Raw genomic sequence first — 23,338 nt, forward strand, 5'->3', positions numbered from 1 at the left:
TCCACGACCATCCAGGGGTGCTGAATGGCAATCACAGGCCGCTTTGTGCTGCTGGCTTTCGCCGCGTTGGCCCCCTTGGTGCTGTTTCCCGCCTGGGCTACGATCCTTCTCACCACCGCCGTGCTGCTGGCCCTGGTGTTGTCCGACCTCCTGCTGGCCGCATCGCCCGCCAAGATCATGCTTCAGCGGACAGACCTCGGAAATGTCACCCTGAACTCGGAAACGGAATCCGTCCTGACGCTGGAAAACGGCAACCGGCGGACCTTCCGCGGAATGGTGCGCGACGCCTGGCAGCCCTCCGCGGGGACCCTCGCCCCGGTTCAGCGTGTCGAGATCCCGGCTGGTGAGCGGCGGCGAATATCGGTACGGCTGAGGCCAACACGGCGGGGCGACCTTACGGCACCGCACGTAACGCTGCGTTCCTTCGGCCCGCTCGGCCTGGCCGCCAGGCAACGTACCGTGGCCCTTCCCGGCCGCCTGCGCGTCCTGCCGCCGTTCCATTCCAAGCGGCATTTGCCGTCGAAGCTACGGAAACTGCGGGAGCTCGATGGCAAGGCCGCTGTCCAGATCCGCGGGGCGGGCACGGAGTTCGATTCCCTCCGCGATTACGTCCGGGGCGACGACGTGCGCTCCATCGACTGGCGGGCAACCGCCAGGCGCACCGCCGTCGTCGTCCGGACCTGGCGACCGGAACGGGACCGCCGCGTCGTGATCATGCTCGACACCTCGCGCACTGCAGCCGCCCGAATCGACGACGAGCCCCGCCTGGACACGGGGATGGAAGCGGCTCTCCTGCTGGCGGTGCTTGCTGAGCGGGGCGGAGACCGCGTGGACTTCTTCGCCTTCGACAGGCGCGTCCGCGGGCGCGTCGATTCAGCGGCGAAGGGCAACCTCCTCGGCTCCTTGGTGCAGGCCATGGCTCCGCTTGAGGCGGAACTGATCGAGATGGATTGGGCCCAAGTCCCGGCCCAGGTGCGGGCCATTTCGGCGCACCGCTCCCTCGTGGTCCTGTTGACCTCGCTCGACAGCGGCGCCCCCGAAGAAGGACTCATTCCCTTGGTGGCGCAACTGGTACGTCAGCACGTCGTGCTGATCGGATCGGTCCGGGACCCCTTGCTGGGGCGAATGAAGGAAGAACGCACGACGGCGAGCCAGGTCTTCCGTGCCTCGGCCGCCGAACGTGCCCTGCTGGACCGTGAGGCCGTCAGCGCCCAATTGCGCCAGCTCGGGGCGGAGGTAGTCGACGCCGAGCCGTTGGAACTGCCGCCGCTCCTGGCGGATGCGTACATACGGCTGAAGGCTGCCGGGCGCCTGTAGCCTGGCCAGGCACCGAGTCCAGAAATCAACAACCGGAATCCGAGGAAAGCACATGAGCACACCCATCTACGAGTTGGCGCTGGGCGCCAAGTTCCGGCAGTTGCAGCCCGAGCTCCAGGACTACTTTTCCCTTGCCCCGGGCTCCGGATCCTACGGAATCGGCGAGGGCGTGTTCGAGGTGGTCGGTTGCCGGCAAAAGTGGCTCCGCCCACTCCTTGCCACGGTTGCCGGGGAAGAGGCCTTCTTCCCCGAGTACGGCGAGCGCATCCCGTTCCGCATCGAAAATCATGCCCATTTTGATCCGTTCGGACGGTCCAGCCTCACGGCCCGGCGTGAAATCTTCTTTCCCGGGCACACCCGCTTGTTCCACGACACCACCGTCGCGGAGACCACAAGCGAGGGCGGCACGCGCCTGGTCGACTATCTGGGCCGGCATCGAAGGCTGGCCACGGCGTTGGATCTGGATGTGACACCGGAGGGGCGGCTTCGCGGCGTCTCGGGTGATTCGCGTTTGTTCCTGGGTCCGCTGAGGCTCGCCTTGCCGGCTTCCCTTGACGCGAAGGCCTATGCCGAGCAGTGGTGGGACGCGGCAGAAGGCAAGCATCGGATCCAGGTGAAGGTGCTCCAGCCACACGTCGGACTGGTCCTGGTCTACGCGGGATCCTTCGACTACCGTTTGGCGCCGTCGCTGCCCGCGACGGACGGCGCGGCAGCCCCGCGAACCGCCACCGCCGCCGTCGGGCTCCCCCGCTACGCCGAGCCGGACCGTTGGGAACGGCGCGTCTAGAGGGAGCCGGACGGCAGGCTACCCGAGCGCGAGCTGGTTCAGCCCGTCCGCAAGCTGGGTCAAACGGTTCAGAACCTCTTTGGCTCCCGACGGCGAATATCCGGCCAACCCGTCCGACGGCGTGACGCGCACGGCCCCCAGGCTCGACGCCGGTAGGCCGAGTTGGCGCCAAGGCTGCCAGACGGTGTCCACGAGCTCAGCGGTGCGTGGCAGGGTTGCCCTTGGGTTCTCTACGGGCAAAGCGCCGGCCCACAAGCGTTTGCCCGCTTCCACCGCAGTGGCAATCTGTTCCCATTGGCGCGTGGTGAGCGCTTTGAGGGGAACGGCGACGCCGTCGGCTCCGGAGGCGAGGATCTGCTGGATGGGGGCTTCGATCTCCGGAACGGAAACCACAATCTCCGCCACCCCTGCGGCCCGCAGCGCGTCGACCACCAACCGCCAGGCTCCCGTGACTTCTTCGCCAGGGATGGAGCGCAGCGTGCGGTAGCCGCTCGCCGTGGGAATGGTGCCGGCCAACACTGAAGAGATGTCCGGTTCGTCGAGCTGGACCACAATACCGGCGCCGGGCACGGCAGCACGGACTTTCGATACGTGCTCGGCGACGCCGGCGGCCAAAGACTCAGCGATGTCCCTGCGGGCACCGTAGTCAAGAAGGGCGCGCTCCCCGTTATGCAAGTAGAGGCCCGCCGCGAGGCTTAGGGGCCCGCGCAACTGAATCTTGAGTTCCTCGGCGGAGGATTCTTCCGAGCCGGCAACGTCGGCCAGGATGTTGATGTCCATAGCGAGGGCGGACTTCGCACGCCGCAGGTCCTTGCCCGGGCGGTCCACCAGGCGCCAGCCGTGCGGTTGCACATCGATGGCCAGCTCGACCAGGAGCGATGCCGTCCGGCCGAGGGCGTCGGAGCCAACGCCACGGTCCGGAAGCTCGGCCAGGAACGGCAGGTGCGGGCTGCCCAGCTCGCCACGGATGACCCGTGCCGCCTCAGCAGGATCCGTCCCGGGCCAAGGACCCAATGCCGTAGCGGTGACCTGGTTCTGCGCGGTTTCGGCAGGCACGTGTTCAGGCCTGCGCGATGGAAGCCTGGTGGCCTTCGGCGATTGCCTCGTGGTGCCGGATGACCTCACTGATGATGAAATTCAGGAACTTCTCCGCAAAGGCAGGATCGAGGTGCGCTTCTTCGGCGAGCCGGCGGAGCCGCTCAATCTGGGCGGACTCGCGCCCCGGGTCCCCGGCAGGAAGCTTGTGCGTCGCCTTGAGGACGCCCACTTTCTGCGTGGCCTTGAAGCGTTCCGCGAGGAGGAAGACGAGGGTGGCATCGATGTTGTCGATGCTTGAGCGGATGGAGAGCAACTCGTCCATGACGGCCTGGTCCACCCGGCCGGCGAGGGAGCTGGCAGAAGGATCGAAGGAGTCGGCGTCGGGGAGGGCGTGGTTCTGCTCGGTCATTCCTCCAGTCTAGGGTGTGCTGGCCGCCGTCCGAGGGGCAGAATGGGCATGTCCGCGCCGATGATAAGGAGAGCACGCATGAAAATCGCAGTTCTTGGCACCGGAATGGTGGGGCATGCCCTGGCCGGCAAATTGGTGGCGGTAGGCCACGAGGTCATGATGGGTTCCCGGGAGGCCGGCAATCCCAAGGGGACGGAGTGGGCGGCGCAGGCGGGTCCGGGGGCAAGCTCCGGTTCCTTCGCGCAGGCGGCAGCCATGGCCGAGATCGTGGTCAACGCAACCCCGGGCATGGTCTCTCTCGCGGCGTTGAGTGAAGCCGGAGCGGCGAACCTGGCTGGCAAGGTGCTTGTGGATGTGTCCAACCCGCTGGATTTTTCCGCCGGATTCCCGCCGTCGCTGTCCGTCTGCAATACCGACAGCATTGCCGAAACCATCCAGCGCTCCTTCCCCGCGGCGCGTGTGGTCAAGGCCCTCAACACCTTGACTGCACCCCTGATGGTTGATCCGCTTAGGCTCGCCGATGGTGCCCATGACGTCTTCGTGGCGGGGAACGACGACGACGCGAAAGCCACCGTCGTCGCGCTCCTTCGGGAGTTCGGCTGGCTTCCGGAACACATCCACGACTTGGGCGGGCTCGACGTCGCGCGCGGCCTTGAGATGTGGATGCCGCTGTGGCTCCGGATCTTCGTGCGCCAGCCGAAGGACAAGCTCTTCAACATCAGCATCGTGTCCGAGTAGCCCGGTAGAACGAACATGCCCGCCCTTCGCGGAGAAGGGCGGGCATGTGTTCTTGCGGGTCGCCGCAGGAGGCGGGCTAGATGCCCAGCAGCGCGCGGTGCTCTTCCCGGCGTCGGGCCTGTTCGTCAGGATCCGGCACGGGCAGCGAGGCAATGAGCCTGCGGGTGTAGTCGTGCTGGGGATTGCCCATGATCTGGCTGCCGATCCCTTGCTCCACGAGCTCGCCTTTGTACAACACACCCACCCAGTGGGAGAGGATGTCCACGACGGCGAGGTCGTGGCTGATGAACAGCGCCGCAAAACCGAACTCTTCCTGGATGTCCTTGAACAGTTCCAGGACCTTTGCCTGCACGGAAACGTCGAGGGCCGAGGTCGGCTCGTCGGCGATCAGGAGGCGCGGGTTGAGTGCGAGCGAACGCGCCAGCGAAGCGCGCTGGCGCTGCCCGCCGGAGAGCTCGTGCGGGAAGCGCTCAGCGTACGACGCCGGCAGCTGGACCGATTCGAGCAACTGCGCCACGCGCAGGCGTGCTTGAGCCGGGCTCGGGTGGGTGTGGATGAGCAGCGGTTCCGCAACGCACTCACCGATGGTCAGGTGAGGGTTGAACGAGGCGGCCGGGTCCTGGAAGACGAAGCCGATATCCTTGCGCAGCGGCTTGAACGTGTGTTCCTTGAAGCCCAGCATTTCGTAGCCGAGGACCTTGAGGCTGCCCCCGGTTGCCCTGTTGAGTCCCGCGATAGCGCGGCCGATGGTGGACTTGCCCGAACCGGACTCGCCGACCAGGCCGAAGACCTCGTTCTCGGAGACCGTGAAGCTCACGTTGTCCACGGCCTTGAACCCGGGCTTCCCGAGGCGGCCCGGATACTCGATGGTGAGGTTCTTGGCCTCAACCAGGATCTTTCCGCCTTGGTGCAGGCGCTCGGTGGCCCCTTCGGACGCTGAGTTACGGCCGAGGTGCGGTACCGCGGCCAGCAGCTTCTTGGTGTAGTCCTGCTTGGGCTCGGCGAAAAGGACCCTTGCGGTGGCCTCTTCGACGACGTCGCCCTGGTACATGACAACGACGCGGTCGGCCAGGTCGGCCACGACACCCATGTTGTGCGTAATGAGCACAATCGAGGTGCCGTACTTGTCCCGCAGGTCCCGGAGCAACTGAAGGATCTCGGCCTGGACAGTGACATCCAGCGCCGTCGTAGGCTCGTCCGCCACGATCAAACCGGGGTTCAAGGCGAGCGCGGCTGCGATGACCACGCGTTGCTTCTGGCCTCCGGAAAGCTGGTGGGGATAGTAGTTGACGCGGATTTCGGGATCGGGGATGCCCACCTTCCGCAGGGCTTCGGTGGCCCGTTTCTTGGCTTCCTTGGCCGAGATGCGGTGTCCGTCCAAGGCGTGTGCCCGGATGCCTTCGGCGATCTGCCAGCCGACCGTGAAAACCGGGTTCAGGGCCGTTGACGGTTCCTGGAAGACCATGGCCACGTCGCGGCCACGGATCTTGCGCAGTTTGGACGCGCTGACGCTGATGACGTTGTTGCCGTTGATCAGCACAGCCCCGGAGCTGATGGCCGTTTCAGGGAGCAGGCCGAGGATGGTCTTGGCCGTGACGGTCTTGCCGGAGCCTGACTCCCCTACGATCGCCAGCACTTCGCCGGCTTTGACCTCGAGGCTGACGTCCTTGACCGCGTAGACGTCGCCGCTGTCGGTGGCAAAGGTGACTTTGAGCCGTTCGATGTCCAGGACAGGCTGCCCGGTTGGCAGCGGTTGGTCCGAAATGTTGCCGATGTTGGTGGTCATGCCTTACCTGCTTCTGGTTCAGGAGCGGTAGTGGCCCCTGTGTTCTTGCCGTCGGTTCCTGCCGCGGCCTTGGAACGGGAGGCCTTGCCTCCGGCACGCTTGCGACCGCGCAGGCGGGGATCGTTGAGGTCGTTGATGCTCTCGCCGACCAAGGTCAGGCCCAGCACGGTGAGGACGATCGCGATACCGGGGAAGACACCGGTCCACCAAATGCCGGAGGACGCGTCCGCCATGGCCTTGTTGAGGTCGAAGCCCCACTCCGCAGCCGAGGACGGTTCAATGCCGAAGCCCAGGAAGCCAAGGCCGGCCAGGGTCAGGATCGCTTCGGAGGCGTTCAGGGTGAACATCAGCGGTAGCGTCCTGGTGGCGTTCTTGAAGATGTGCCGGGTGATGATCCGGAGGCTGGAAGCGCCCAGGACCATGGCCGATTCCACGAAGGGCTCGGCCTTGAGCCTGATGGTTTCGGCACGGATCACGCGGAAATACTGCGGAACGAACACCACGGTGATCGAGAAGGCGCAGGCGAGGATGCCGCCCCAGAAGCTCGACTGGCCACGGCTGATGACGATCGACATGACGATCGCCAAGAGCAGGGACGGAAAGGCATAAATGGCATCGGCGATGACTACCAGCACCCGGTCCAGCCAGCCGCCGAAGTAACCGCTGAGCAGGCCCAGCGCCACGCCGAGGAAGATGGACATCGCGACGGCGACGACGATCACGGTCACCGCGGTCTGTGAACCCCACAGGACGCGGGAGAGGACGTCATAGCCGCCGACCGTGGTGCCGAGCAGGTGCTTGCTGCTCGGGGCGTCCTGGGTGGGGAACGAACCGGAAGCGTCACTGAGTTGGGAATAGCCGTATGGCGCGATGAACGGCGCGAGCACGGTGGAGAGAAGGAAGAGCCCGGTCAGGACAAGCCCGGTGATGAGCATGCCCCGCTGGAGGCCGACGCTCTTGTTGACATGGGAAATGACGGGAAGTCCGGACAGGAAGGACTTCTTCCGTCCTGAAATTGTTGCGGTGCTCATGTCAGTACCTCACTCGCGGGTCGATCAGCGCGGCGACGACGTCCACGACGAAGTTGGTGAATGCGACGATGACGGCCAGCAGCACCACGATGCCCTGGACCGCCACGAAGTCCCTGGCGTTCAGGTACTGGACCAGTTGGTAGCCAAGGCCCTTCCATTCGAAAGTGGTCTCGGTAAGCACGGCTCCGCCGAGCATCAGGGCGATCTGCAAGCCCATGACGGTGATGATGGGGATGAGCGCCGGCTTGTAGGCGTGCTTCGTCACGAGCCGGAACTCGCTCACGCCACGGGAACGGCCGGCCTCGACATAGTCCTTGCCCAGGGTTCCGATGACGTTGGTCCGGACAAGGCGCAGGAAGACACCGGCGGTCAGGAGACCGAGGGCAATGGCGGGAAGCACAGCGTGCGACACGACGTCGCCGAGTGCGGTGAAATCGCCGCTGCGCAGCGCGTCGAGCCAATAGATCCCGGTGGGAGCGGCCAGTTGGCCCATGGTCAGCTCAGTGCGGGTGGACACGCGGCCGGCCACAGGGAGCCAGCCGAGCCAAACCGAGAACGTCAGCTTCAGCAAGAGTCCGGAGAAGAAGACCGGAGTGGCGTAGCAGAGGATGGCAAAGCAGCGCAGGAAGGCGTCTGTTGCCTTGTCGCGCCGTTGCGCGGCGATCATGCCCAGCGGGATGCCGACCGCGAGCGCCACGATCAGCGCGTTGATGGACAGCTCAAGGGTGGCCGCACCGAAGGTCGACAGCATTTCGACGACGGGCCGCCGGTCGGTGATGGTGGTGCCGAAGTTGCCGGTGATCAGCTGGCCCAGGTATTCGAAGTACTGGATGATGATCGGCCGGTCGTAACCGGCGTCGTGGATTCGCTGTGCCAGGACATCCGGCGGAAGCCGGCCGCCCTGCGCCGCGGTGATGGGGTCTCCGATGACCCGCATGAGGAAGAAGACCAGAGTCACGAGGATGAAGATCGTGGGAATGATCAGGAAGAACCTGACCACGATGTACCTGCCGAGACCCCCGCCCGCTGATTTACTCTTGGGAGCGACCGCGTCCGGTTCGACGTCGGGCACCTCTATAAGTGTTGTCATTGCTACCTAAAGTTCATTGCCCGCGGATCGCGCGGGGTTTTGCTCAAAATGTGAGGCAATCAGCAATAAGGGGAGGCAAAGCACCTGTTGGCACCCGCCTCCCCCTACCGGCTGCTTACTTTGAAATAGTTCCCAATCGGAACTTGAAGGAAGCGTCAAGCGTCTTGTCGACGCCGTTCACGCCCTTCGCCGAGATGGCAACCTGGGCACCCTGGAGCAGCGGCAAAGTGGAAATGTCCTTTGCCAGAGCGTTCTGGGCGTCCTTGATGGTGGATTCGCGAGCCGACTTGTCCGTAGTGGTCAGCTGCTTGTTGATCAGGTCCGTCACGGCCGGGTCGTTGAAGTGGTTCTTCAAGAAGCCACCGTTCGGGAAGAACGGGGTCAGGTAGTTGTCGGGGTCGCTGAAGTCAGGGAACCAACCGAACTGGAACAGCGGGTACTCGTCCGCACGGCTGGCCTTGCTGTAGGTCACCCATTCGGTGGACTGCAGGTTCACCTTGAAGAGGCCCGACTTCTCAAGCTGGTCCTTGATCATGGCGTACTCGTCGCCCGAGGACTTGCCATAGTGGTCCGGGTTGTACTGGAGGTTCAGCGTAACGACGTCCTTGACGCCGGCATCGGAAAGGACCTTCTTGGCTTTGTCCAAGCTCGGCTTTCCGTTGTCTCCGTAGGCATCCTTGAACGACTCGTTGGCGCCCAGGAAGCCACTGGGGACGTTGGAGTAGAGCGGCAGGTAGGTGCCCTTGTAGACCTGGTCCGCGATTGCCTGGCGGTCAACGAGGTTGGCGATCGCCTGGCGCACGGCAAGTGCCTTGGCCGGGTCGGCACCGGCTGCCTTGGTGCCGAACGGCATGGTGTCGAAGTTGAAGGTGATGTAGCGGATTTCGCCGCCGGGACCAACGTTGACCTTGACCTTCGAGTCCTTCTTGAGGTCGTCGACGTCGGTGGCGCTGAGGCTTCGGTTCGCAACGTCGATGTTGCCCTGCTGGATGTCCAGCTTCATGTTGGTGGGCTCGGCGTAGTACTTGATCGTGGCGGCGTCGTTGGCCGGCTTGCCTAGGACACCCTGGTAGTCAGGGTAGGCCTTGAGGCTGATGAGCTCGTTCTTCTTGTAGCTGTCGATCGTGTACTGGCCATAGAACGCCTTGGCCTTGATGATGTCGTCATCGGAAAGGAGTTTGTCGGCCGGGAAGACCTGGTGGTCAACAATCGGCGCGGCCGGGCTGCTGAGGATCTGCGGGAACGTCTGGTCGTTGGCGAGCTTCAGCTTGAAAACGGCCGTGTTGGCGTCAGGGGTGGTGACGCTGTCCAGGTTTGCGAGCAGGCTTGCAGGACCGGCGGGGTCGTTGATCTTGAGCTGCCGGTCGAACGAAAACTTGACGTCGGTGGAGTCCAGCGTGTGGCCATTGGCCCACTTGAGTCCGGGCTTCAGCTTGACGGTGTACTCGGTGGGCGACGTGAACGACGCCGACGCTGCCAGGTCGGGAACGGGGTCGGCGCTTCCTGGCTTCGAGTTGAGGAGGAAGGAATATACCTGGTTCATCACCATAAAGGAACCGTTGTCGTACGAGCCCGCGGGATCGAGTGCAGTCACCTTGTCGGTGGTGCCATATGCGATCGGACCGCTGGCAGCTGAAGAAGCCGAACTGCCGCCGCCTGCCGGGCCCGTGCAGGCCGTCAACGCGAATACGGAGATGCCCGCGAACGCGATAGCGCTTCGCAAGGCTTTTTTGTTCAATGCCATCAGTGAACTTTCTGTTCGATGGATACGGCGAACCGCCGTCGGTAATTTCCTAGGAGCACATACTCCTGACTCCACGATTCAATCAGAAGCTTTTCAGGTGAAACGTTTGATTTTGTGAGTTGAGACACAAAATTTACTTTTCTTTTGGCGCGCAGTGGGCTAGGCAGACCGGCGCACGCCGCTTCGAACGGTAGCGAGCGGAAGCCGTTAGCGCTCACAATTTCGCGCGCGACTTTCCGGGGAGCAAGTCACCGGAATTCGCGGGCCTAGAGCTCCGCGCGCTGAAGGGAACGGGCGGCGTCGATGGTTGCCTGACCCAGGACACGGGTGCCTTGGTACAGCACGATGGTCTGCCCGGGAGCCACTCCACGGAGGGGATCGACAAGAGTCACCACGAGGCCTTCGCGCTCGATGCCGGTGTCGTCGACGTGCCGCTCGACAGATGCCTTGGCAGGAACGGGATCGCCATGGGCGCGCACCTGCGCGTAGCAGTCGAACTCGGCGCCGGTAGCGACCTCGGCAATGGGCAGGCCTGCCCAGGACACCTTGATTCCGCGGATCTCGTCGATGGCCAGCAGGGCTTCGGGCCCGACGACCACCTTGTTTTCCTTGGGCCGGATCTCCAGTACGAAGCGCGGCTTGCCGTCAGCGGCCGGGGTGCCCAGCTTGAGGCCGCGGCGCTGGCCGACGGTGAACGCGTTCGCCCCGGGGTGCTCCCCTACCTTGGTTCCAGCCTCGTCCACGATGTCGCCCGTGGTCATGTCGATCTTCTCGGCGAGCCAGCCGGCGGTATCGCCGTCCGGGATGAAGCAGATGTCATGGCTGTCCGGCTTGTTTGCCACGGACAGGCCGCGGCGCTCGGCCTCCGCGCGGACCTCGGCCTTGGAGGGAGTCTCCGCCAGCGGGAACATGGAGTGCTTGAGCTGTTCGTGGGTCAGGACGCCGAGCACGTAGCTTTGGTCCTTGGCCCAATCCGCCGCGCGGTGGAGTTCTGGGTTTCCGTCCGCGTCCTGGATGACCTTGGCGTAGTGGCCCGTGCAGACCGCGTCGAAACCCAGGGCAATGGCCTTCTCCAACAGGGCGGCGAACTTGATCCGCTCGTTGCAGCGCATGCAGGGATTGGGAGTGCGGCCCGCGGCGTATTCATCGATGAAGTCCTGGACAACATCTTCCTTGAAGCGCTCCGAGAAGTCCCACACATAGTAGGGAATCCCCAGCACGTCGCAGGCACGCCAGGCGTCGCGGGAGTCTTCGATGGTGCAGCAGCCACGGCTGCCGGTGCGCAGCGTTCCGGGCATGCGGGACAGCGCCAAGTGGACGCCTACGACGTCGTGCCCTGCCTCGACGGCACGGGCGGCGGCAACGGCGGAGTCGACTCCGCCGCTCATGGCTGCAAGAACTCGCATGCTGGCTTTCTGTTGATGTTGGGGAGAAGAATTGCGGCTGAAGAGAGTGAGCGCGCCCAACTATTCTAGCGCCCGCGGGAATCCGCCCCAAAAATGCCTTGACCACCGTCGAGGACGATTCTAAAGTCAAAACTAACAGTTTTAGATTGAGGCACGCGCGTTCACGCACACGCGGACCGCGCATGCGAACCGCCGACGCCCCGCGAATCGAGTCACCATGGACACCGAACACATCCTTATTGCAGGCGGCGGGCTGGCCGGCGCAACGGCTGCCAAGACACTGCGCTCCGAAGGATTCCAGGGCCGCATCACCATGGTCTGCGCCGAGAATGAACAGCCCTACTTGCGCCCTCCCCTCTCCAAGGAGTTCCTCCTGGGCAAAGCCGGCGAGGATAGCGTCCCGGTGCTGGCGGCCGGCTGGTACGGGGAGAACGACGTCGGACTCCTCCTTGGCGAGGCGGTCGCGGCTGCCGATCCTGCCGCCCACACGGCACAGCTGCGATCAGGAACCGAGCTTCAGTTCAGCAAGCTCCTGATCGCCACGGGGGCGCAGCCGCGCCGGATTCCGCTCCCCGGTTCCGATCTTGCGGGTGTCATGACGTTCCGGACGTTCGATGATTCGCGCCGACTCAAGGAAGAACTGTCGATCGGAGGCCGGAATGTCGTGATGATCGGTTCGGGTTGGATCGGCATGGAGCTTGCCGCGGCCGCGAGCAGCTACGGCAATACCGTGACGCTGCTGGGCTTGGAAGACGTACCTCTCAGCATCGCCATCGGACCCGAACTGGGCGGCTTCTTCCGCAGCCTGCACGAAAAGCACGGCGTGCAGTTCCGGCTCCCCGCGAGCGCCGCGGAAATCACCGGCGTCGGGGGCAAGGCGAACGCCGTCGTCACCAACTCCGGCGAAGTCCTCGCTGCTGACCTCGTGGTGATGGCCGTCGGCGTCGTTCCGGATACGGCCTTGGCCGAAGCCGCCGGTTTGGATATCCGCAACGGAATCGTGGTGGATTCATCGCTCCGGACCAGCAGTCCGGACGTGTTCGCCGCCGGAGACGTCGCGAACGCCCTCCACCCCTTCACCGGCGATCACCACCGCAGCGAGCACTGGTCCAACGCCCTCAACGGCGGCAAGGTCGCCGCGAAAGCGATGCTGGGACAGGATGCGATGCTGGACGTCGTCCCGTATTTCTACACGGACCAGTTCGACGTCTCAATGGAGTACTGGGGATATCCCACGCTCGCGGCAGGGTCAGTACCCGTCATCCGCGGCGCGTTGGAGGAAAACAGCTTCCTTGCCTTCTGGCTACGGGACGGCGCCATCGTGGCCGGCATGAGCGTCAACCAGCAACGGGTACAAAAGCCCGTCAAGGCACTCATTTCGGGGCGCGTTCCGGTGGACGTGGACCGCCTGACCGATCCTGCCGTTCCGCTGGATCAGTTGTTGCCCGGTACCTAATCGCCCGCCGAGCTGCCTGCAGAACCGCTACCGTGGCCCCGGGCCACGGTGCCCGCGGTCTGGATGCTGGACTCGTGACCGGCCATTCCGGCAAGCTTCGCCCGGGCATACGCGTCCGGCAGGGCCTTGAGGAGGGCGTCGACGTCGGCGTCGTCCGAGGAGTGCCCCAGGCTGAATCGCTGTGCACCCCGGGCGGTGTCCTCATCAAGCCCCATGGCGAGCAAGACGTGAGATGGCCTGGGGACCCCTGCGGTACAGGCGGATCCCGTGGAAGACTCAATACCTGCGAGGTCCAGCAGGAACAGCAAGGAATCGCCCTCGCAGCCAGGGAAGGTGAAGTGCGCGTTGCCCGGAAGCCGGGCGTCTCCAGGCGCTCCGCGCAGCACAGCCTCGGGAATGGCCGCGTGGACCCCCTCAATGATCTTGTCCCGCAAGCCACTGATTCGCTCGCGCTCCGCGGGCAGGTTCCGGGCAACAGACTCTGCTGCGGCGGCGAAAGCAGCGATCGATGCCGTATCCAGGGTTCCCGAGCGGACGTCGCGCTCTTGCCCTCCCCCGTGCTGGACGGGAGTGACCTTGGTGGACCTCCCCAGGAACAGGGCGCCCACACCCACGGGTCCGCCGATTTTGTGGCTCGACACCGACATCGCAGCGAGCCCGGATTCGCGAAAACTGAGGGGAATAGAGCCGAACGCCTGGACAGCGTCCGAGTGCACAGGAATGCCGTGGGCGGCGGCGATTTCCACGGTTTCCTTGACGGGCTGGATGCTGCCCACCTCGTTATTCGCCCACATGACGGTGACCAGGGCCACCGATCCCGGATCACGTTCGATCTCCGCCCGCACCGCGTCCAGCCGCACCACGCCTTGGGAATCGACGGGAAGCCACACCGCTTCGGCCCCTTCGTGCCGTTCAAGCCATTCAACCGTGTCCTGCACCGCGTGGTGCTCGACGGCGGAACAAAGGATCCGCTTGCGCCGGCCGTCTTCGTCGCGGCGGGCCCAGTACATCCCCTTGACGGCGAGGTTGTCTGCCTCGGTGCCTCCGGACGTGAAGATGAGCTCGGAAGGATGCGCCCCGGCCGCTGCCGCAATGGCCTCTCGCGCATCTTCCACGGATCGCCGGGCACGCCGACCTGAAGCGTGCAACGATGACGGATTGCCGGTCCGTGCCAGCTCGCGGGTCATGGTTGCGAGGGCGACGGCGGCAAGGGGCGTGGTGGCGGCATGGTCCAGGTAAACAGGCACTACCCAAGTCTATCGAGGCAGGCGGAATCAGGCTCCGGCGGCGGAAGGTGCCTTCCCCGGCCGCTCTCCTCTCCGCGGGACTGATCCGCCGGACGGATCACGATGTCGGAAGGATTCTTGCGCAGCAATGGCCTTCGCGGTCGTCGTCGGCGATCCGGTCCTCGGCAATTCCGCACGCGGCCGCCGCTCCGCTCAGGAAGGCGCCGTTCATGGCGCAGACGACGCTCGTGTGGCTTTCGGCCAGCCGGTGGAACGGGCAATTGACCAAGGAGTACCCGCCGTCCTCGTCAGCTTCCGGCCTGTAACCATAGTTCGCCAGGACATCTTCGAAATGCGGCTCCGCGCTGCCGGCTTCGCGGCCCCGGGCGTAGGCGGTTTCGAGGAGAGCTTCGCGGGGCGAGCCACCCTTCGCCATCAAGTCCTGGATGGCAGAGGCCATCACTTCCCCGGCGAGATCATAATGGCGCTCCGGAACCGAGGCGCCGATCTCTTCAATGACAGGCGCGTACAGCTTCGCAGGGCGCCCGGAACCCGGACCGACCTTGCCGCCAAGCTTGCGGAATTCAACACTGAGGAGCCCGTCACGGACCAGCCGGTCCAGGTGAAAGGAGGCCGTGCTGCGGGGAAGCCCAAGAGCCATCGCGGCGTCGTCGCGGCTGACCGCGTCGCTTGCGCCGCAGACGTGCTCGTACAAGCGGCGGCGGTTGCCGTCGTCGAGTGATGCCAGCGCGGAAAGCCGACGCAGCCAAGGAAGTCCGGTCATGCAACCAGCTTAACTCTAAAATCAACACTCATTGCTTAATCCTTTCGGGCTTTCTAAAATCAAACTATCAACTTTTAGAAAGAAGGCATCATGAACATCGCATCATCCCCGGCCCAAGCGAAAACCGGATCGCGCATGGCCCTCGATCCCCAGCGGCAGGCATTCCTGCTCCTCCGGACCGTGTTCACCGTGGCGCCGATCATTTTCGGCCTGGACAAGTTCACCAACCTGCTGACCCACTGGACGATCTACCTGGCGCCCGTGGCCACTTCTGTGATTCCGGTCCCGGCCCAGACCTTCATGTACATCGTGGGCGTCGTGGAGATTGTCGCCGGCGTCGCAGTGGCAGTCCGGCCACGCTTTGGCTCGCTCCTGGTAGCCGTGTGGCTTCTGGGCATCATCGTGAACCTGCTGGTGCTCGGCAACTTCTTCGACGTCGCCCTTCGCGACTTCGGCCTGCTCGTGGGCGCACTCGCGCTCAACCGCCTGGCCGTCGCCTCGCGTCACTGACCGGCCGGTCAGGCCAATACCCGCAGGGCGCCCGGAACCACGTCGACGTCCAAGGGAAGGAAGCCGATCCGCTCACCGTCGGCGTAGGCCACCACGTTCTCGGCGGCAAGCCGCACTGAACGCACCCGGCGGATTTCAACCGCCGGGTGCGAGGTGTGCCGGCCGGAAAAGACCTTCGGGAAGACCGCGAGGAGGGCCAGCCGGGACAGCGGCTTGACGATAAACAGATCCAGCAACCCGTCGTCGGGCGCGGCATCCGGGACGATGCGCATCCCGCCGCCGATCGATTGGGCGTTGGCCACTGAAATCAGCATGGCACCTTCCCGCGACGTCACGCCGTCGGCCGTCACCGTGTAGTTGATCGCCCGGAACGATCCGAGCTCCCGGAGCATCGCCAGGGTGTAGCGGAGTGCTCCGCGGGGCCACCTCCAGGAGTTTGCCCGTTCGTTGACGGCAGCGTCGAATCCCGCGGATACGGCTCCAGCAAACCAAATAGTGCGCCCGCCGGTGGTGATGCGGCCGGCGTCGAGCACCCGCCCACCGTCGGCGAGCGCCGAAACCACACGGGCACAGGAGCCCTCGACATCCTGCAAAGGCAGTCCAAGCATCCGGGCTACGTCGTTCCCCGTACCCACGGGCACAATCCCGAGCGGCAACCCGGTCCTGCCAAGTGAGTTGACGCCCAAATGGACCATGCCGTCGCCGCCAACCACCACCAAGGCTTCGGCGCCTGCGCGAAGGGCTTCGTCTACCGCTTCCCGCAAGGCGTCCATGCTGTTGCGCCGAAGTACGACGACGTCGAGACCCTCGGCGCGAAGGAAGCGGGCGGCTTCGTCCCCGGCTAGGGCATGCCGGCCAAACGCTGCGGCGGGATTGACCGCCAGCACGATCGTTCCGCGTGGCGATCCGTTCAACCGTTCGGGGCCGGGGCTGGGTGGGCCGGGTCTGGGTGGGTCTGGGTGATGATCGGAGCCGGCCGGGGAGTTCACAGCATGAATCATGCCACCGGCAGGCGCGGGATCAGCGGAACTAAAGCCTGGGCCGCCGTCGTTCTCATGGTGGGCTAGCTAGACTTGCCAAGACCGCCGCTCCGCACCGGGACGGCAGGAATTTTCAGAATCCCAGAGAAAGGCCCATGGTTGGCTCAGGGCAGCAGTTCCCACTATCAGATCCTCCGGGTCCCCGTCACTGCGACGGACAAGGAGATCAAAGTGGCCTACCGGAAGGCCGCGAGGAACGCCCACCCGGACCATGGCGGGGATCCTGAGGTCTTTCGGGAGGTCACGCTCGCGTACGAGACCCTGATTGATCCCAAGCGACGCGCGGAGTACGACCGTCGCTATGCGAGCGGCACCTCCGGCAGGGCGAACCCCTTCCCTACGCAAAGGCCGGACTACGGCGGCACCGGCGCTCCCGGGCCGGAAACCCGTGCCGGGGTCCACAGGCCGAATGCCCCGCGCAACACGGCCGGCGACGCCCCCGTCTATGTGCCGCCCTTCGATGATCCCCACGAGGTGCCGCTGCTCTCCAAGGGCGAGGCCGCCTTGCAGATCCACGGGATTCCCCGGAAGCGTGGGATCTTCGGCGCCGAAGCCCGCATTCAGCGCGAAATGCGGACTGTCCAGCTCATCAGCCGCCAAATCCTGCCTGCCATCCCCTCAGCCCGGCTCATCAACGGGCTCCGCTCCCCCTCGGACGACAGCCACATCGATCATGCCCTGCTTGCCGGCTACCGCCTGGCGCTCATCGGTTCCATGCTGCTGCCCAAGGGCGCCTATGCCTGGGACGGCGTGGCGCTCAAGCACGGCGGCCGTTCGGTACCGCCACCCCAGCTCGAGCTGATCGTGCGCCACATGCAGGAGATCTTCCCGGAACTGAATGTGACGGGTTGGGTAGTAGTCCACAGCCCGGACGGCAACCCGCACGAGCCGGTCATCGACCACTACCGGCGCACGGACGTCGACTTCGGTTCGGTCCAGATCGTCAATGCCTCCGGGCTGGCCCGCGGCCTCAAGCAGTTCCTGAGTTCAGGCCCCGTGCCCAACACCGTAGTTGTCCCGGTCCTGGCCCGGCTTCTGCGCGGCATGCACTGAGCCTGCAGGAACAACCCTGTATTTTCGCTGGCTAGGATTGATACGTGTTCCGCATCCTCTTCCACACCCCTGAAATCCCGGGCAACACGGGAAACGCCATCCGGCTCGCCGCCATCACAGGCGCGGAGCTCCATCTCGTGGAGCCGCTGGGCTTCGACTTCTCCGACGCAAAGCTGCGCCGCGCGGGGCTCGACTACCACGACCTCGCGGTGGTCACGGTGCACAAGGACATCGAGGCTGCCTGGGCGGCTTTGCAGCCCGAGCGCGTCTTCGCATTCACGTCCGACGGCGAATCCTCCTATACGGACATTGCTTACGAGGAGGGCGACGTCCTGATGTTCGGACCCGAGTCCGTCGGGCTTCCCGACTGGCTGAAGCAGGACCCGCACGTCACGGCCCGCGTTCGGCTCCCCATGCTGCCGTCCCTCCGCTCGCTGAACCTTGCCAATGCCGCCTCCATCGCGGTGTACGAGGCCTGGCGCCAACACGGTTTTGCGGGCGCGAAGCTCTAGCAGCCCGGCCTGACAGCCCGGACATCCGCATGGTCACCTCGGCGGATCACCCATCCAACGCTCCCCCTCCTCCGAATACCCTGTGCAGGCACCAACAGCCTGGGCAGGCATCTGGCCTGTGAAGCAAGGGGGCCGGTGCAGCGACGGCCGCGGAAGGGGCGCAGGTGACCACTCTCAAGACGCGCGGTGCTTCTGGTACTGCGAAGGTCACGGGCAACCTAAGCTGGACGGTGATGGATACACCGAATGTGCGAGGCCCCGAGGCCCCCGGCCTGATTGCCGGCTCGAACGCGCAGCTTGCGGAATTGCTGGGCTTGATGGCCGACGGCGACCGCGGCGCTTTCAGCGAGTTCTACCGGCTCACGGCGCGGCGTGTCTTCGGTATGGCCAAGCGTGTCTTGGTGGATGCGGGCCTGAGCGAGGACACCACCCAGGAAGTTTTCATCCAGGTCTGGCAGAACGCGGCCAAATTCGATCCCGAGGCGGGCAGCCCGCTCGCGTGGCTCATGACGATCACCCACCGGCGCGCGATCGACCGCGTCCGCTCGGCCCAGTCCGCCACGGATCGCGAGGCGAAATATGGTGCCGCGAGCCAACTCCTTGACCACGATTCAGTGGAAGAAGAAGCCAACAGCCGGCTTGAGGCCGAGGCGGTCACCCGTTGCCTTGGCACCCTGACGGAAACACAATTGGAATCCGTGCGGCTCGCCTACTATGGCGGGCTTACGTACCGGGAAGTCGCCGAACAACTCGGGGCCGCGATTCCGACCATCAAGTCCCGCATCCGCGATGGACTTCTCCGACTCAAGACCTGTCTGGGGGTGAGCTGACATGACCGAACACGATGACAACAAGCAGGACTTCGGGAAGGAAGGCCTCCGGAGGATGTTCGCCGGCGATATAGCCACTGACCTTGCCGAAGGCCGCGTCCTGGAGCTTGCCGAGATCTATGCCCTCGACGCCTTGAGCGACACCGAGCGGGCGGAAATCGACAACTACATTGCCACGGCGCCTGAACGCTCGGCGTTCCTCGAGCGGGTCCGGCAGTCACGCGAAGCCCTCGCCACTTCCTTCGCCGACGAGGCCGAACCGCGGCCCGGGCTCTTGCAGGACATCCTGAGGCAGCTCCCGGAACAACCACTCGCACAAGCCGGCGCAGTGTCCGCGCCATCGTCGGTTCCCGAACTGCCTGCCAGTGCCACTATGGAAGTTACCCCCGACGTCGTTGACCTTGCCGCGGCACGGAGCCGACGGGATCGCCGACGCTTCGGCGGCGTCCGTGGTTGGGTGGCAGCCGCTGCAGCGGCCGCGGTCATTGCGCTTGGCGGTGTAGGCGTGGGCGTCTACGTAGCCGGGCAGAACGATCCTGTGAACCAAGTACTGCAAGCCAGCGATGTCCGGCAAGCCACCGTCGATGTCAACGGCGGCGGTACCGCCACCGTGTCCATCTCCAGCTCGAAGAACGCTGTGGTGGTCCGTATGAACGGAGTTCCCGCTCCCCCTGCCGGCAAGGTCTATCAGATGTGGCTTATTCCCAAGGACGGCTCCGACCCTGTATCACAGGGACTCATGGACGCCCAGGCCTTGAGCCATCCGGCGGTTGTCTCCGGCATTTCCAGCGCGGCGGCCATAGGCATCACGGTGGAACCCGTGGGCGGCTCCAAGAAACCGACACTCCCGACGGTCGCAGCAGCGCCTCTCACGTAGCAGCAACGGGACCGTGTCCGGCCAAGGGGTTCCTGACGGCGGGGCTTGACCTTGACGTAACGTCAACTTATACGCTGGATACATGAAGCAGGACAAGGCAGATACCTGGACCATTTCCGAGCTGGCCAAGGCCAGCAAGGTTTCCTCGCGGACCTTGCGCCACTATGACCAGCTCGGGCTCTTGGAGCCTGCCCACACGGGACACAACGGCTACCGGTACTACGGCCAGCCTGAGCTGCTGCGCCTGCAGCGGATCCTTCTGCTTCGTGAACTTGGCCTTGGGCTCGAGACCATCGGCGAAGTTCTGGATGGCCAGGCCGATCCTGTGGAGGCACTTGCCGTGCACAGGAACTGGCTGCTGGCCGAGCGCGACCGACTGGACCGGATGTCCCGGACGGTCGACGCCACTATCGCAGCACTACGCCAAGGAGAAACCATGACCGCGGAGAACATCTTCAAGGATTTCGACAGCAACCCCTACGAAGCCGAGGCGCGCGAGCGCTGGGGCGATCGGGCCGTCGAGGAGAGCAAGGCCCGGCATTCGGCCATGACAACGGCCCAAAAACAGGCCTTCATGGAGGAGTACGCGGACCTGAACCAGGATCTCGCCCGCTGCTTCGACGCGGCCCTTCCGGCGGACCACCCGGACGTCCAGGCAGCCGTCGGCCGGCATTACAAGTGGATCTGCGCCAGTTGGACGCCAAACGCCGAATCCTACGTAGGCCTGGGACAGATGTACGTGGACGACCCCCGGTTCACCGCCAATTACGACAAGGTCCGGGTCGGTCTGGCGCCCTACCTGCTGGAAGGCATCAAGGTCTACGCAGCGGAAAACCTCAGTTAGGCCGTTCCTCCTGAAAAGCACGACGGCGGCCCGTCCCCACTGGAAACATAGGGGACGGGCCGCCGTCGTACTGGCTGCTAAGCGGCCCCGCTAAATAATCAGCGAGAGCACCATGATGAAGGCGAAGGCGACCACCGAGATGAGCGTCTCCATCACTGACCAGGTCTTGAACGTCTGCCCGACCGTCAGCCCGAAGAGTTCCTTCACGAGCCAGAATCCGGCGTCGTTGACGTGGGACAGGAAGAGCGAGCCGGCACCGATGGCCAAGGCAAGGAGTGCCGCGTGTGTCGGGCTCAGGCTGCTCGCCAACGGAGCCACGATGCCGGCCGCCGTCACTGTGGCGACAGTTGCCGAACCTGTGGCCAGGCGGAGCGCCACAGCCACAATGAAGCCCAGGACCAGCACGGACATATTGGCGCCCTCGGCCCATTTCTTGACGGCGTCACCGACGCCTGCACCGATGAGGGTCTGCTTGAAGCCGCCGCCTGCACCGACGATCAGCAGGATCGCGGCGATGGGGCCGAGGCTGTTGCCGAGCTTTGCGGTGATCTTGCTGCCGGTGAAGCCGACGGCGTAGCCGAAGGTCACCATGGCCGCGAGCACTGCCAAGGTCATCGCCACGAGGGGCTGGCCAACGAAGTCCAGGACGGTGCGGATCATGGGAGCGTGAGCGGCGTCGGGCCAGACAATGTCCGCGACGGCCTTCAGCAGCATGAGCACGACCGGGAAAATGATGGTCAGCAACGTGACGAGGAAGGTCGGCTGGCGCTTGACCTCGCTGAGGTCGACGGCGTGCTTGGTGTCCACGCCACCGGCCACCGCGGGGGCATCCACGGGAACCCAGCGCGCGGCCAGACGGGAAAACAGCGGTCCGCAAATGATCACGGTGGGGACGGCAACCAGGAGCCCCAACGCCAGGGTGGTGCCCAGTTCAGCCTTCACTGCACTGACGGCGATGAGCGGCCCGGGGTGCGGCGGGATCAAGCCGTGCAACACAGACAGCCCTGCGAGCGCCGGAATGGCAATGCGCATGAGCTTCATCTGCGAGCGCTGGGTGACCAGGACGATCACCGGAAGCAGCAGGACGAGGCCGATCTCGAAGAACATCGGGAGGCCGATGATGACCGCAACCAAGGTGATCATCCAGACCACCTTGTTGCCCTTGGCCTTTTCAAGCAGGGTATCGACTACCCGGTTTGCGCCGCCGGAGTCCGCCAGGAGCTTGCCCAGCATGGCGCCGAGCGCAATCAGGAGGCCGACCTCCTTGAGGACGCCGCCCACTCCGTCTTCGAAGTTGCTAACGACCTTGTCGAGCCCGACTCCGGATGCCAGGCCGACGAAGGCCGAGCCGAGTACCAAGGAGAGGAAGGGGTGGACCTTGAATTTGGCGATCAGCAGGACGATCAGCGCAATGCCGATGGCCGCGACCACGAGGAGTTGGGTATCGTGCGCGGTCCAGTTCACGCAGCGCCACCGACCGGGTGGGCCTGCTGTGCCTCAAGGCCGAGCCGTTCGATGATTTCGTCTGCCTCTTCGGCCGGAGAAGCGGAGACGCACAGCGAGATGTGGTTCTCATCCTCGGTGGGCGCCTCGAGTGCATCGAACTGGGATTCCAGCAGCGAGGCAGGCATGAAGTGCCCGTGGCGTGAAGCCAGCCGGTCGGAAATCTTGTCCTTGCTCCCCTGGAGGAAGACGAACACGACGCCCTCGCCGCGCAGGACATCCCGGTAGCGCTTCTTCAAGGCCGAGCACGTGATGATGCCGGGCTTTCCTTCTGCGGTGCGCTCCCTGATCCAATCGGCAATGATGTCCAGCCAGGGCCAACGGTCCTCATCGCTGAGTGCCTGTCCTGCCTGCATCTTTGCCACGTTCGCTTCCGGGTGCAGGTCGTCGCCTTCGGCGAGGTCCCAACCCAGCCGGCCGGCCAAGACGCCGGCCACTGTCGATTTACCGGAACCGGACACGCCCATGATTACCAATACCGGTTGCTGTGCAGTCTTCGCCATCAAAGTCTGCCTTCCTCAATTAAATATGATTTAAACGAGACTAAGCATATGACACAGGTAACACATCAGCAATTTCAGAAACCGGCGATGGTTTGGGATCCGTTGACTTCCACCACATGGAAAGCCTCGGCGCTGCGCCCGTCGGGCATGCCGGCGCGCGAGCCATTATGCCGGAGCATGCCCCGGACGGCCCGTTCCATGCCTTCCAGATCGGGGTGCTGGCTCGCGTGGATCCGGATCGCGGCCAGTTTCGCGTCTATGTGGTCAGTGACATCCACGAAATAGTTCTCACGGGCTTCTGGACCGGCGAAGAGCCACAGCCATGGCAGTTTGAAGGCCTCGAGACCACCTTCCGCCAGTTCCGGGTAAGCGAAGGGGTTCTCAAGCGCGGGGTACACCGCCCGGGTCACGATCTCCCCCACTGCGAGGTGGTCGGGATGACTCTTCTGGATCCTGTCCCAATTGCGTTCCGGGTGCATGGCCAGGACGACGTCGGGGCGTATTTCGCGGATGAGCTTCACCACTTGCTTGATGACCTCATGCGTCGGTTCAAGGTAGCCATCGCGCTCATGGAGGTAGTGCACATCGGTCACGCCGACGAGGGCAGCAGCCTGCCGCTGCTCCTCTGCGCGCATGGCGACGATCTCTTCGCGGTGGGCCGGATCGAAGCCTCCGGCGTCGCCGTCGGTCATGACGCAGTAGCTGACCTCGACGCCGGCAGCGGTCCAGGCAGCGATGGTGCCAGCCGCGCCAAAGTCGATGTCGTCCGGGTGGGCGGTAAAACAAAGCACCCGTTCAACGCGCTCCGTGGAGGCGTTGAACGGGCTCTTTGCTGACGTAGCGTCAGAAGACAA

Annotated in this window: 23 protein-coding genes; 10 read left to right on the plus strand and 13 right to left on the minus strand. The window is 64.6% G+C overall.

Annotated elements, in window-relative coordinates:
- The first annotated feature begins 24 nt into the window (after positions 1-24).
- Entirely contained in the window at positions 25-1,317 is a 1,293-nt protein-coding gene (locus AC1DJW_RS00180; RefSeq protein ID WP_390279225.1) for a DUF58 domain-containing protein, read from the plus strand.
- Between the two features lie 52 nt (positions 1,318-1,369).
- Entirely contained in the window at positions 1,370-2,104 is a 735-nt protein-coding gene (locus tag AC1DJW_RS00185) for a DUF4166 domain-containing protein (RefSeq protein ID WP_390279227.1), read from the plus strand.
- Between the two features lie 18 nt (positions 2,105-2,122).
- Here the strand turns inward: AC1DJW_RS00185 and AC1DJW_RS00190 are convergent, their stop codons facing one another.
- Positions 2,123-3,160, minus strand: a complete 1,038-nt coding sequence (locus AC1DJW_RS00190) for a uroporphyrinogen decarboxylase/cobalamine-independent methonine synthase family protein (RefSeq protein WP_459341168.1) — start codon at positions 3,158-3,160, stop codon at positions 2,123-2,125.
- A gap of 4 nt (positions 3,161-3,164) precedes the next feature.
- Positions 3,165-3,551, minus strand: a complete 387-nt coding sequence (locus AC1DJW_RS00195; RefSeq protein WP_284754749.1) for a chorismate mutase — start codon at positions 3,549-3,551, stop codon at positions 3,165-3,167.
- Between the two features lie 78 nt (positions 3,552-3,629).
- Between AC1DJW_RS00195 and AC1DJW_RS00200 the strand changes: the two genes are divergently transcribed.
- Entirely contained in the window at positions 3,630-4,289 is a 660-nt protein-coding gene (locus tag AC1DJW_RS00200) for an NADPH-dependent F420 reductase (protein WP_350225163.1), read from the plus strand.
- 76 nt (positions 4,290-4,365) lie between these two features.
- On the opposite strand, the gene AC1DJW_RS00205 is transcribed toward AC1DJW_RS00200, so the two are convergent.
- The 5 genes from AC1DJW_RS00205 to mnmA all read right to left on the minus strand — a co-directional run bounded on the left by AC1DJW_RS00205 (position 4,366) and on the right by mnmA (position 11,328).
- On the minus strand, positions 4,366-6,075 hold the full coding sequence (locus AC1DJW_RS00205) for an ABC transporter ATP-binding protein (RefSeq protein ID WP_390279232.1): 1,710 nt from the start codon (positions 6,073-6,075) through the stop codon (positions 4,366-4,368).
- Positions 6,072-7,106: an ABC transporter permease gene (locus AC1DJW_RS00210; RefSeq protein WP_284754751.1), complete on the minus strand. Its 1,035-nt coding sequence runs from the start codon at positions 7,104-7,106 to the stop codon at positions 6,072-6,074. Before AC1DJW_RS00210 ends, AC1DJW_RS00205 begins: the two co-directional genes overlap by 4 nt.
- Before the next feature lies 1 nt (position 7,107).
- The gene (locus tag AC1DJW_RS00215; protein ID WP_284754752.1) at positions 7,108-8,196 is read right to left on the minus strand and encodes an ABC transporter permease; all 1,089 of its coding nucleotides are present in this window, start codon (positions 8,194-8,196) and stop codon (positions 7,108-7,110) included.
- Positions 8,197-8,311: 115 nt separating this feature from the next.
- Positions 8,312-9,940, minus strand: coding sequence for an ABC transporter substrate-binding protein (locus tag AC1DJW_RS00220; protein WP_284754753.1), 1,629 nt, complete (start codon positions 9,938-9,940; stop codon positions 8,312-8,314).
- 266 nt (positions 9,941-10,206) lie between these two features.
- Positions 10,207-11,328: a tRNA 2-thiouridine(34) synthase MnmA gene (gene mnmA / locus AC1DJW_RS00225; protein WP_390279350.1), complete on the minus strand. Its 1,122-nt coding sequence runs from the start codon at positions 11,326-11,328 to the stop codon at positions 10,207-10,209.
- A gap of 235 nt (positions 11,329-11,563) precedes the next feature.
- On the opposite strand from mnmA, the gene AC1DJW_RS00230 reads away from it, so the two are divergent.
- Positions 11,564-12,802 (plus strand): NAD(P)/FAD-dependent oxidoreductase, encoded by a 1,239-nt coding sequence (locus tag AC1DJW_RS00230; RefSeq protein ID WP_476900474.1) that lies wholly within the window; start codon positions 11,564-11,566, stop codon positions 12,800-12,802.
- On the opposite strand, the gene AC1DJW_RS00235 is transcribed toward AC1DJW_RS00230, so the two are convergent.
- Positions 12,799-14,049 (minus strand): cysteine desulfurase family protein, encoded by a 1,251-nt coding sequence (locus tag AC1DJW_RS00235; protein WP_459341170.1) that lies wholly within the window; start codon positions 14,047-14,049, stop codon positions 12,799-12,801. The genes AC1DJW_RS00230 and AC1DJW_RS00235 overlap by 4 nt on opposite strands.
- A 97-nt stretch (positions 14,050-14,146) precedes the next feature.
- Positions 14,147-14,812, minus strand: a complete 666-nt coding sequence (locus tag AC1DJW_RS00240) for a helix-turn-helix transcriptional regulator (protein ID WP_284754758.1) — start codon at positions 14,810-14,812, stop codon at positions 14,147-14,149.
- Positions 14,813-14,902: 90 nt separating this feature from the next.
- Between AC1DJW_RS00240 and AC1DJW_RS00245 the strand changes: the two genes are divergently transcribed.
- Entirely contained in the window at positions 14,903-15,322 is a 420-nt protein-coding gene (locus AC1DJW_RS00245) for a hypothetical protein (protein ID WP_390279240.1), read from the plus strand.
- A gap of 8 nt (positions 15,323-15,330) precedes the next feature.
- On the opposite strand, the gene AC1DJW_RS00250 is transcribed toward AC1DJW_RS00245, so the two are convergent.
- Positions 15,331-16,209, minus strand: coding sequence for a diacylglycerol/lipid kinase family protein (locus AC1DJW_RS00250; protein ID WP_459341171.1), 879 nt, complete (start codon positions 16,207-16,209; stop codon positions 15,331-15,333).
- A gap of 252 nt (positions 16,210-16,461) precedes the next feature.
- Here AC1DJW_RS00250 and AC1DJW_RS00255 point away from each other — a divergent pair, with 252 nt between their 5' ends.
- From AC1DJW_RS00255 to AC1DJW_RS00275, 5 genes are all read left to right on the plus strand, one after another.
- Positions 16,462-17,415: a J domain-containing protein gene (locus AC1DJW_RS00255; RefSeq protein ID WP_284754761.1), complete on the plus strand. Its 954-nt coding sequence runs from the start codon at positions 16,462-16,464 to the stop codon at positions 17,413-17,415.
- Positions 17,416-17,459: 44 nt separating this feature from the next.
- A complete protein-coding gene (locus AC1DJW_RS00260; RefSeq protein WP_059387528.1) occupies positions 17,460-17,927 on the plus strand; it encodes a tRNA (cytidine(34)-2'-O)-methyltransferase in 468 nt (155 codons plus the stop codon).
- 233 nt (positions 17,928-18,160) lie between these two features.
- On the plus strand, positions 18,161-18,757 hold the full coding sequence (gene sigK / locus AC1DJW_RS00265) for an ECF RNA polymerase sigma factor SigK (RefSeq protein WP_390279352.1): 597 nt from the start codon (positions 18,161-18,163) through the stop codon (positions 18,755-18,757).
- Between the two features lies 1 nt (position 18,758).
- Positions 18,759-19,634 (plus strand): anti-sigma factor, encoded by an 876-nt coding sequence (locus AC1DJW_RS00270; protein ID WP_476900475.1) that lies wholly within the window; start codon positions 18,759-18,761, stop codon positions 19,632-19,634.
- A gap of 82 nt (positions 19,635-19,716) precedes the next feature.
- Positions 19,717-20,478 (plus strand): MerR family transcriptional regulator, encoded by a 762-nt coding sequence (locus AC1DJW_RS00275; protein WP_390279246.1) that lies wholly within the window; start codon positions 19,717-19,719, stop codon positions 20,476-20,478.
- Between the two features lie 90 nt (positions 20,479-20,568).
- Here AC1DJW_RS00275 and AC1DJW_RS00280 read toward each other — a convergent pair whose 3' ends face one another.
- The 3 genes from AC1DJW_RS00280 to AC1DJW_RS00290 all read right to left on the minus strand — a co-directional run bounded on the left by AC1DJW_RS00280 (position 20,569) and on the right by AC1DJW_RS00290 (position 23,338).
- Positions 20,569-21,942 (minus strand): GntT/GntP/DsdX family permease, encoded by a 1,374-nt coding sequence (locus tag AC1DJW_RS00280; RefSeq protein WP_284754765.1) that lies wholly within the window; start codon positions 21,940-21,942, stop codon positions 20,569-20,571.
- The gene (locus AC1DJW_RS00285) at positions 21,939-22,484 is read right to left on the minus strand and encodes a gluconokinase (protein ID WP_284754766.1); all 546 of its coding nucleotides are present in this window, start codon (positions 22,482-22,484) and stop codon (positions 21,939-21,941) included. Before AC1DJW_RS00285 ends, AC1DJW_RS00280 begins: the two co-directional genes overlap by 4 nt.
- A 74-nt stretch (positions 22,485-22,558) precedes the next feature.
- Entirely contained in the window at positions 22,559-23,338 is a 780-nt protein-coding gene (locus AC1DJW_RS00290) for a PIG-L deacetylase family protein (protein WP_284754767.1), read from the minus strand.

The sequence above is a fragment of the Arthrobacter sp. 05L417 genome (genome assembly GCF_056397865.1).

Coding starts and splice junctions, on each gene's coding strand:
- AC1DJW_RS00245 (WP_390279240.1), top strand. CDS start 14,903: ATGAACATCGCATCATCCCCGGCCCAAGCGAAAACCGGATCGCGCATG.
- AC1DJW_RS00210 (WP_284754751.1), bottom strand. CDS start 7,106: ATGAGCACCGCAACAATTTCAGGACGGAAGAAGTCCTTCCTGTCCGGA.
- sigK (WP_390279352.1), top strand. CDS start 18,161: ATGGATACACCGAATGTGCGAGGCCCCGAGGCCCCCGGCCTGATTGCC.
- AC1DJW_RS00205 (WP_390279232.1), bottom strand. CDS start 6,075: ATGACCACCAACATCGGCAACATTTCGGACCAACCGCTGCCAACCGGG.
- AC1DJW_RS00185 (WP_390279227.1), top strand. CDS start 1,370: ATGAGCACACCCATCTACGAGTTGGCGCTGGGCGCCAAGTTCCGGCAG.
- AC1DJW_RS00275 (WP_390279246.1), top strand. CDS start 19,717: ATGAAGCAGGACAAGGCAGATACCTGGACCATTTCCGAGCTGGCCAAG.
- AC1DJW_RS00270 (WP_476900475.1), top strand. CDS start 18,759: ATGACCGAACACGATGACAACAAGCAGGACTTCGGGAAGGAAGGCCTC.
- AC1DJW_RS00230 (WP_476900474.1), top strand. CDS start 11,564: ATGGACACCGAACACATCCTTATTGCAGGCGGCGGGCTGGCCGGCGCA.
- AC1DJW_RS00240 (WP_284754758.1), bottom strand. CDS start 14,812: ATGACCGGACTTCCTTGGCTGCGTCGGCTTTCCGCGCTGGCATCACTC.
- AC1DJW_RS00285 (WP_284754766.1), bottom strand. CDS start 22,484: ATGGCGAAGACTGCACAGCAACCGGTATTGGTAATCATGGGCGTGTCC.
- AC1DJW_RS00215 (WP_284754752.1), bottom strand. CDS start 8,196: ATGACAACACTTATAGAGGTGCCCGACGTCGAACCGGACGCGGTCGCT.
- AC1DJW_RS00200 (WP_350225163.1), top strand. CDS start 3,630: ATGAAAATCGCAGTTCTTGGCACCGGAATGGTGGGGCATGCCCTGGCC.
- AC1DJW_RS00195 (WP_284754749.1), bottom strand. CDS start 3,551: ATGACCGAGCAGAACCACGCCCTCCCCGACGCCGACTCCTTCGATCCT.
- mnmA (WP_390279350.1), bottom strand. CDS start 11,328: ATGAGCGGCGGAGTCGACTCCGCCGTTGCCGCCGCCCGTGCCGTCGAG.
- AC1DJW_RS00180 (WP_390279225.1), top strand. CDS start 25: ATGGCAATCACAGGCCGCTTTGTGCTGCTGGCTTTCGCCGCGTTGGCC.
- AC1DJW_RS00220 (WP_284754753.1), bottom strand. CDS start 9,940: ATGGCATTGAACAAAAAAGCCTTGCGAAGCGCTATCGCGTTCGCGGGC.